The organism is Pseudomonas sp. P7758 (assembly GCF_013386485.1).
Lineage (GTDB): Bacteria > Pseudomonadota > Gammaproteobacteria > Pseudomonadales > Pseudomonadaceae > Aquipseudomonas.
Genome location: NZ_JACARS010000121.1, coordinates 3,000 through 11,619, shown reverse-complemented (window position 1 = coordinate 11,619; position 8,620 = coordinate 3,000). Strand labels below are relative to the sequence as shown.

Annotated in this window: 9 protein-coding genes; 6 read left to right on the top strand and 3 right to left on the bottom strand. The window is 61.9% G+C overall.

All coding sequences use genetic code 11. The features are described from left to right. Nucleotides 1–91: 91 nt before the first annotated feature. The 3 genes from feaR to paaY all read right to left on the bottom strand — a co-directional run bounded on the left by feaR (nt 92) and on the right by paaY (nt 2,658). Nucleotides 92–1,006 (bottom strand): transcriptional regulator FeaR, encoded by a 915-nt coding sequence (gene feaR, locus HX873_RS23955; RefSeq protein WP_177123310.1) that lies wholly within the window; start codon nt 1,004–1,006, stop codon nt 92–94. Between the two features lie 76 nt (nt 1,007–1,082). Beyond that, nucleotides 1,083–2,006 (bottom strand): phenylacetic acid degradation operon negative regulatory protein PaaX, encoded by a 924-nt coding sequence (paaX, locus tag HX873_RS23950; RefSeq protein ID WP_003208883.1) that lies wholly within the window; start codon nt 2,004–2,006, stop codon nt 1,083–1,085. Between the two features lie 61 nt (nt 2,007–2,067). Beyond that, nucleotides 2,068–2,658: a phenylacetic acid degradation protein PaaY gene (gene paaY / locus HX873_RS23945; protein WP_003208885.1), complete on the bottom strand. Its 591-nt coding sequence runs from the start codon at nt 2,656–2,658 to the stop codon at nt 2,068–2,070. 361 nt (nt 2,659–3,019) lie between these two features. Here paaY and paaG point away from each other — a divergent pair, with 361 nt between their 5' ends. The 6 genes from paaG to paaB all read left to right on the top strand — a co-directional run bounded on the left by paaG (nt 3,020) and on the right by paaB (nt 8,539). After that, nucleotides 3,020–3,811 carry a 2-(1,2-epoxy-1,2-dihydrophenyl)acetyl-CoA isomerase PaaG gene (paaG, locus tag HX873_RS23940; RefSeq protein WP_177123309.1) on the top strand — a complete coding sequence of 264 codons (792 nt, stop codon included), beginning with the start codon at nt 3,020–3,022 and terminating at the stop codon, nt 3,809–3,811. 14 nt (nt 3,812–3,825) lie between these two features. Beyond that, on the top strand, nt 3,826–4,275 hold the full coding sequence (gene paaI, locus HX873_RS23935; RefSeq protein ID WP_008431049.1) for a hydroxyphenylacetyl-CoA thioesterase PaaI: 450 nt from the start codon (nt 3,826–3,828) through the stop codon (nt 4,273–4,275). Then, nucleotides 4,268–5,479: a 3-oxoadipyl-CoA thiolase gene (gene pcaF, locus HX873_RS23930; protein WP_177068754.1), complete on the top strand. Its 1,212-nt coding sequence runs from the start codon at nt 4,268–4,270 to the stop codon at nt 5,477–5,479. The genes paaI and pcaF overlap by 8 nt, the downstream gene beginning before the upstream one ends. Nucleotides 5,480–5,580: 101 nt before the next feature. Continuing rightward, nucleotides 5,581–6,906, top strand: a complete 1,326-nt coding sequence (paaK, locus tag HX873_RS23925) for a phenylacetate--CoA ligase PaaK (RefSeq protein WP_087694288.1) — start codon at nt 5,581–5,583, stop codon at nt 6,904–6,906. Between the two features lie 334 nt (nt 6,907–7,240). Then, entirely contained in the window at nt 7,241–8,230 is a 990-nt protein-coding gene (gene paaA, locus HX873_RS23920) for a 1,2-phenylacetyl-CoA epoxidase subunit PaaA (RefSeq protein ID WP_003208897.1), read from the top strand. Between the two features lie 27 nt (nt 8,231–8,257). Then, nucleotides 8,258–8,539: a 1,2-phenylacetyl-CoA epoxidase subunit PaaB gene (paaB, locus tag HX873_RS23915; RefSeq protein WP_003208899.1), complete on the top strand. Its 282-nt coding sequence runs from the start codon at nt 8,258–8,260 to the stop codon at nt 8,537–8,539. Nucleotides 8,540–8,620: the final 81 nt, after the last annotated feature.

Sequence of the window (8,620 nt, the reverse complement as noted above, 5' to 3'; positions counted from 1 at the left end):
AATGCGGTGTGTCAGTCACCCAATGCATCAACTGAACCACCGCATTCGCGAGCAAGCCCGCTCCCACATTTTTGATCGGCGTATCCCCTGATCAGGCGTGTTGTTTGCGGTACTCACCCGGCGCAATGCCGAACCGTGACTTGAACGCCGTCGAAAAATAACTCGAATCCGAAAACCCCCACGAGTACCCCAGCACCGAAAGCTTTTCCTCCACCCTGGATTGGCGCAGGGATTCAGCACACAAATCCAGCCGTCGGTTCTTGATGTACCGCGCCACCACCAGGCCCTTGCGGGCAAAGATCCGGTACAGCCCGCGCACCGACATCCCCACCTCCCGCGCCAGCCACTCGGGGCACAGCTCTTCGGAGCGAATGTGCTGGTCAATACACTCCAGCGTCTTGCGGAACACTCGCTCATGGGCGTCGCTGCCCTCGCCCGCCTGGCTGATCGCCGGGCGCAGCAGGTTGATGATCGCCTCCAGCGTCGCCTCGCTTTCCTGCAAGGTCAGGTTGTCTTGCCGGGTGGCCTCCAGAATCAGCTGCCGGGACAGCATCGCCATCGGCGACGTCGCCTCGATCCGGTGCCCGCATTTGACCGGGCTGAAACGCAAGGTCTGCTCCACCAGGTACGACGGCAGGATCAACGACAACTGCCGCGAATTCTCGCTGTAGGTGAAGTCGCTGGGGTGCGCCGCATCGATCAGGGTAATGTCGCCGGCGCGCAACAGCGCCTTGCTGTCACCCTGGGCCATGCCGGCCGTGCCGTCGAGCTGGAACACGGCAAAGTACTTGCCGCCCTCGCCCACCGCGATTTGGCTGGGGGTACGAAACAAGCGAGCCTGGCAGGCGTCGACAAAGCTGAGTTTCAGCGCGCCGCTCTGGTACTCGCGGATCTGCCCGGAAAAACCATCCCCCAGGATCTGCCCATCGAATGCGCCACAGATCTGATTGATCTGATGGATCCATTGGTCGAACCCATCACAGCGCTGTGCAATTGAAGACATCATGTTCAGGCCTCACGCAGGCTTATTTTTATTCTCTACGCCACATTACTCCACCCGTTCTCCTGAACAGCGTCGCTCCTTATTTCAGGCCTCCGAACCGCCGGTAAAAGCTTTCGCCAACGTCCGGCAACGGGCCGTCGGCAGTTTCCAGCGCGCTGTTCAGCCATTCCTCGGCCTTGGCGTAGATCAACCGGTAAATATTGCGGCACAACTGGCGGGCGGCTCGGCCTTCCCAATCGCCGGGGAGCAATTCATCGGGCAATTGCGGGTCGCGCAGCAGCAGTTTGCGGTACTCATGAATAAGCAGGACCCGTGCCAGGAAACAATCCGCAGGCTGTAGCTGTTCCTGCTCGCGAAGCGCTTGCCAGAGCGGTCGGAACAGTTGGATGAACTCGCTGTAATGGGCCGCCAGCTCCTCGATGTTCCAGCTCTCGCGCACCTGCACCCGCAGGGCCTTGGAGGCCAGTACATCCTGGGCGGTGGTTTCGAAGACGATGGTGTCTTCCTGGGCGCCGAGGTCGAGCAAGGTGGCGTTGACGTCGGCGCGGTCGCTGCGTGGGCAGGCCAGCACGGTCGGGGCAATCGCACCAAAACCTTGCCACTCCAGCTCTTCACGCACTTGTTTGCGCTTGTCCTGGGTCAACTGCGTGAGCATCACCAGGCACCACGAGCCATCCCATGCCGGCACGCTGGAGCTGTAGACCCGCTTGAAGGCCTTGTCGAAACGCCGACGCCCGGCACCGGTCAGGCTGTAGTAGCTGCGGCGCCCGACTTTTTCGGCGGTCAGCCAGCCTTCCTTGGTCAGGCGAAAGATCGAGGTGCGGATCAGCCGTTCATTGATGCCGATGGGTTCGAGCAACTGGATCAGGCTGCCCAGCCACACCGTCCCGCCGTGGGGTTCGATGGCGTCCCCGTACAAGGTGATGATCAAGGAACTGGCGCGAATCGGCGTCTGCTCCTGGAAGCGGGTAATCAGTTGGTTCAGGGGTGTCAGTGACGACATGGGCGTACCGAGGCAAAAAGAGAAAATATACCGTTTTTAGCGGCGTCGGGATGCAGGCGATTCATCTACCCTTGGGCCGCAGGCCGCTGTCGCTGATGCGTGGGCGATCAGCTTCCGGTGCGCTCAGGGGTGCGCATTCCTGCATCTGCTCCAGGCAACGCTGAGCCAGGCGCTGGTATTCACGGGTGCCGGTTTGTTTCCAGTGCACCTCTTCATCACTGAGGCTGCGCTTGACGCTGGCCGGCGCGCCCATCACCAACGACTGCTCAGGGCACTCGAAACCGGCTTTGACGAACGCCGCCGCCGAGACGAATGAGCGAGCGCCGATACGGGCGTTGTCCATCACCACCGCATTCATGCCCACCAGCGCATCGGTGCCGATCCGGCAACCGTGCAGCACGGCGCCGTGGCCGATATGGCCGTTGCGCTCGACCACCGTATCGCTGTCCGGGAAGCCGTGCATCACACAGGTGTCCTGCAGGTTGGCGCCTTCTTCGAGGACGATGCGCCCGAAGTCGCCGCGCAAACTCGCCAGCGGCCCTACATAGCAATGGGGGCCGATGATCACGTCGCCGATCAGTACCGCCGAGGGATGGACGTAGGCCGTGGGGTCGACCACCGGGGTCAGGCCGTCGAGGCTGTAGCAAGTCATGGGGATTCCTTTTATGGCGTATTCGCAAAGCGATGCCGATCTTGGCTTATTTTGTATCACATCATTTTTACAAGCACAAAGCTGAAAAAGCGTATCGCTTGAATCAGGTGTCGCCGTGGCTTGATACGGTGCCGCTGATAATCGACGTAAAGCCAATAAAATAGAGGATTTATCAGGTATTTACCGACCAGCACAGCGAGCAGTTCATTTTCATCAAACTCAAAACAAGACACACCAAATCAATTTTATCGTTGCTTTTATGTATCACGTTAAAGCTATACTCCGGCAAAACCGGCTGACCACGCCGATCCAATAATGAGCCGGCTGACCGCCGAGCGTGCACCGTGAGGGCCTCACGACCATGAACTTCGAACACATCCTGTTTTCCATCGAGGCCGGCGTCGCCCTGCTCAGCCTCAATCGCCCCGACCAGCTCAACAGCTTCAACACGCAGATGCACGGCGAAGTCCAGCAAGCGTTGAAGCAAGTCCAGGAAAACCCCGACGTGCGCGTGCTGCTGCTGACCGGTGAAGGCCGCGGCTTTTGCGCCGGGCAAGACCTCAGCGACCGCAACGTGGCACCCGGCAGCGCGGTGCCGGACCTGGGCGAATCCATCGAGAAGTTCTACAACCCGCTGATCCGCCAACTGCGCGACCTGCCTTTGCCGGTGATCTGCGCGGTCAACGGCGTGGCGGCCGGTGCCGGCGCGAACATCCCGCTGGCCTGCGACCTGGTGCTGGCAGCACGCTCGGCGAACTTCATCCAAGCCTTCTGCAAGATCGGCCTGATCCCCGATTCCGGCGGCACCTGGACCCTGCCGCGCCTGGTGGGCATGGCCCGCGCCAAGGCGCTGGCCCTGCTGGGCAACCGCCTGAGCGCCGAGCAGGCCGAGCAATGGGGCCTGATCTACCGCTGCGTGGACGACGCCGACTTGCGCAACGAAGCCCTGACCCTCGCCCGCCACCTGGCCACGCAACCGACCTACGGCCTGGCGCTGATCAAGCGCAGCCTGAACGCCAGCCTGAGCAACAGCTTTGACCAACAACTGGAGCTGGAGCGCGACCTGCAACGCCTGGCCGGGCGCAGCGAGGATTACCGCGAAGGCGTCGCCGCCTTCATGGAAAAACGCAGCCCAAGCTTCAAGGGCCGCTGAAAGGAGCGCACCACATGACCAACCATGAAGCCATGAACCTGGCCAACCAGTGCGCCCAGGCCATGTTCAGCCGCGATGCCGCCAGCCAGGGCATGGGCATGCGCCTGCTCTCGGTGGCGCCGGGTTGCGCACGACTGGGCATGAGCGTGCGCGCCGACATGATCCAGGGCCACGGCACCTGCCACGGCGGCTACCTGTTTGCGCTGGCGGACTCGGCATTCGCCCTGGCCTGCAACAGCTACAACGACGCCACCGTGGCGCTCGGCTGCAGCATCGACTACATCGCCCCGGCCCACCTGGGCGACACCTTGAGTGCCGATTGCCGCGAGCAAAGCCGCTCGGGTCGCACCGGCAACTACGACGTCCGTATCGAAAACCAACTGGGCCAGCTGATTGCGCTGTTCCATGGCAAATCCTACAAAGTGCGCGGCACGGTGCTGGCGCAGGAGAATCCGAATGAATGACGCCTTGATCATCGACGCAGTCCGCACCCCGATCGGCCGCTACGCCGGCGCCTTGAGCAGCGTGCGCGCCGACGACCTCGGAGCGGTGCCGCTGCGCGAACTGCTGCGCCGCCACCCGCAAGTGGACTGGGGCAGCGTCGACGATGTGATCTACGGCTGCGCCAACCAGGCCGGCGAAGACAACCGCAACGTGGCGCGCATGTCGGCGCTGCTGGCCGGGCTGCCGGTGAGCGTGCCGGGCACCACCCTCAACCGTTTGTGCGGCTCGGGGCTGGACGCCATCGGCAGCGCGGCCCGGGCGATTCGCTGTGGCGAGGCCGGCTTGATGCTGGTGGGCGGCGTGGAATCGATGTCCCGGGCACCGCTGGTAATGGGCAAGGCCGAACAGGCGTTTTCCCGCGATGCGCAGCTATACGACACCACCATTGGCTGGCGCTTCGTCAACCCGCTGATGAAAAAGGCCTACGGGATCGACTCAATGCCGGAGACCGCTGAAAACGTCGCCGAGCAGTTCAATATCTCCCGCGCCGACCAGGACGCGTTTGCCCTGCGCAGCCAGCAACGTGCAGCCGCCGCCCAGGCCAGCGGGCGCCTGGCCAGGGAAATCGTCGCGGTGGAAATTCCCCAGCGCAAAGGCCCGGCCAAGGTGGTGGAACACGACGAACACCCCCGCGGCGACACCACCCTTGAACAACTGCAGAAACTCGGCACGCCATTCCGCGAGGGTGGCAGCATCACCGCCGGCAATGCATCCGGGGTCAACGACGGCGCCTGCGCCCTGCTGCTGGCCAGCGCGGAAGTTGCCAAGCGTCACGGCCTGGTCGCCCGCGGCCGGGTGGTGGCGATGGCCACCGCCGGCGTGGAACCGCGCATCATGGGCATCGGCCCGGTGCCGGCGACCCGCAAGGTGCTGGAACTGGCCAACCTGAGCCTGGCGGACATGGACGTGATCGAGCTCAACGAAGCCTTCGCCGCCCAGGGCCTGGCGGTGCTGCGCGAGCTGGGCCTGGGGGACAACGACCCACGGGTGAACCCCAACGGCGGCGCCATCGCCCTCGGCCATCCACTGGGGATGAGCGGCGCACGGCTGGTAACTACCGCCCTGCATGAATTGGAGGAACGTGGCGGCCGCTACGCCCTGTGCACCATGTGCATCGGCGTGGGCCAAGGCATCGCGCTGATCATCGAGCGCCTGTCCGACTAAAGATTCGCGATTCCCGGGGAGCCTAGCGGTATCCTTGGGGCATGCACTCAAAGCCCACGGTGTGCGGTGGGCTGATACACAAAAATAATTCGAGTGAACTCATGAACATGCCTATTCCAAACGCCGTGCTTAACCCTGTGCTGGACCCGCTGGAAACCGCCAGCGTCGACGAACTGCGCGCCCATCAACTGGAGCGCCTGCGCTGGAGCCTGCGCCACGCCTACCAGAATGTGCCGCTGTACCGTCAGCGCTTCGACGCGCTGGGGGTGCACCCGGATGACATCAAGTCCCTGGACGACCTGGCCAGGTTCCCGTTCACCACCAAGGGCGACCTGCGGGACAGTTACCCCTACGGCATGTTTGCCGTGCCGATGAACGAGGTGGTGCGCCTGCATGCGTCCAGCGGCACCACCGGCAAGCCGACGGTGGTGGGTTACACCCAGAACGACATCGACACCTGGGCCAATGTGGTGGCCCGCTCGATCCGCGCGGCCGGTGGGCGGCGTGGCGACAAGGTGCATATTTCCTATGGCTACGGGCTGTTCACCGGCGGCCTTGGTGCCCACTACGGCGCGGAACGCCTGGGTTGTACGGTGATTCCAATGTCCGGCGGGCAGACGGAAAAACAGGTGCAACTGATCAAGGATTTCCAGCCGGACATCATCATGGTCACGCCCTCGTACATGCTGAACATTGCCGATGAAATCGAGCGCCAGGGCATTGATCCACAGAAGCTGGCGTTGCGACTGGGGATCTTTGGGGCCGAGCCGTGGACTGCCGAGCTGCGCAGTGCAATCGAGGCGCGACTGGGGATTACGGCGCTGGATATTTACGGGCTATCGGAAATCATGGGGCCTGGGGTGGCCATGGAGTGTGCGGAAACCAAAGATGGCCCGACCATTTGGGAGGATCACTTCTACCCGGAGATCATCGACCCGGTGACGGGTGAGGTGCTGCCGGACGGGCAGATGGGAGAACTGGTGTTTACCTCCTTGAGCAAGGAGGCGCTGCCGATGATTCGCTACCGCACCCGGGATTTGACGCGGTTGCTGCCGGGGACTGCGCGGCCGATGCGGCGGATCGACAAGATCACCGGGCGCAGTGATGACATGCTGATCATTCGCGGGGTTAATGTGTTTCCCACGCAGATCGAGGAGCAGGTGCTTAAAATAAAACAGCTTTCAGAGTGTTATGAGATACATCTGTATCGTAATGGCAACCTGGACAGTGTGGATGTGCATGTGGAGCTGAAGGCTGAGCATCAGCACCTCAATGCTGAACAACAGAAAGCCGTCTCCAGCGAACTGAGCAGGCACATCAAGACGTATATCGGGATCAGCTCGCGTATCGTTTTGCAGCCGCTGCATTCGATCAAGCGGTCTGAGGGCAAGGCATGCCATGTGATGGATCGTCGCCCTAAGGCATGACTGCTGCACCTTTTTGGCCCCGCATTTGCGGGGCTTTTTTTTGCTCGTTTTTTGGGGTGGGGGTAGAGCACCAGCAAAATCAAAGGCGCACACGGTTCAAATGTGGGAGCNNCCGCTCCCACATAAAGCGGCCCTGTTTTTTGCCTACTGGCCCTGCTTACCACGATGACCGGGAACCCTATGCCGCCGTTACCGTAGCGACAGATATCTGCTCCCTTCCCGCAAAGCGATACAAAATCAAATAACGACACCATATGTTGTGTTTGATATTAATTTCCGTATCGCTTATAAAGTCCTCCATGCCTACGACAAAACACAAGGCGGGAGACCCCCCATGTACGCACAGCTTGTAGAAACCGGAGTAAAGCGCATCAAGGACCTCTCCGAGATGTCCGACCAGGAACGCGCTTTCCAGGAAAAAATCGACGCCGAAATCAAGATCGAAGCCAAGAACTGGATGCCCGACGCCTACCGTCAAACCCTGATCCGCCAGATCTCCCAACACGCCCACTCGGAAATCGTCGGCATGCTGCCCGAGGGCAACTGGGTCACCCGCGCCCCCACCCTCAAACGCAAGCTGCAACTGATGGCCAAGATCCAGGACGAAGCCGGCCACGGCCTGTACCTCTACAGCGCCATGGAAACCCTGGGCGCCGACCGCGACGAAGAAATCGCCAAGCTCCACAGCGGCAAGGCCAAGTACTCCAGCATCTTCAACTACCCCACCCTGAACTGGGCCGACATGGGCGCAGTAGGCTGGCTGGTAGACGGCGCCGCCATCGTCAATCAGGTGGTACTGCAGCGCACCTCCTACGGCCCCTACTCCCGGGCCATGGTGCGCATCTGCAAGGAAGAAAGCTTTCACCAGCGCCAGGGCTACGAACTGCTGCTGACCATGATGCGCCAGGGCACCCAGGCGCAAAAAGACATGGTCCAGGACGCGATCAACCGCCTCTGGTGGCCATCGCTGATGATGTTCGGCCCCAGCGACGAACACTCCCCCAACAGCGCCCAATCCATGGCCTGGAAAATCAAGCGCCAGAGCAACGACGAACTGCGCCAGCGCTTCATCGACCAGACCATCCCGCAGCTGGAGCTGCTGGGCTGCACCTGCCCCGACCCGGACCTGAAGTGGAACGCCGAACGCGGCCATTACGATTTCGGCGAGATCCAGTGGAGCGAGTTCTACGAAGTGCTCAAGGGCAACGGCCCGTGCAACCAGGAACGCGTCGCCACCCGCCGCAAGGCGATTGAAGACGGTGCCTGGGTACGCGAAGCCGCCGTCGCCCACGCCCGTAAAAAACAGAACAAGAACGCCGCCTGATCGGCCACCTGATGTGGAGTCACCGTTATGTCTGAATGGACCCTGTTTGAAGTCTTCGTGCGCAGCAAGCACGGCCTGAATCACAAGCATGTGGGCAGCGTGCATGCCGCCGACACCACCATGGCCATCGAGAATGCCCGGGAGCTGTACACCCGCCGCAGCGAAGGCGTGAGCCTGTGGGTAGTGCCTTCCGCGCTGATCACCGCCTCGTCGCCGGACGAGAAAGACCCGCTGTTCGACCCGGCCGATGACAAGGTCTACCGCCACGCCAGCTTCTACGAGTTACCGGCCGAAGTCGGGCATATGTGAGGTCGACCATGAACCCTGAAACCGATCTGATCGAATACCTGCTGCGCCTCGGCGACAGCGCCCTGATCCAGGGCCAGCGCC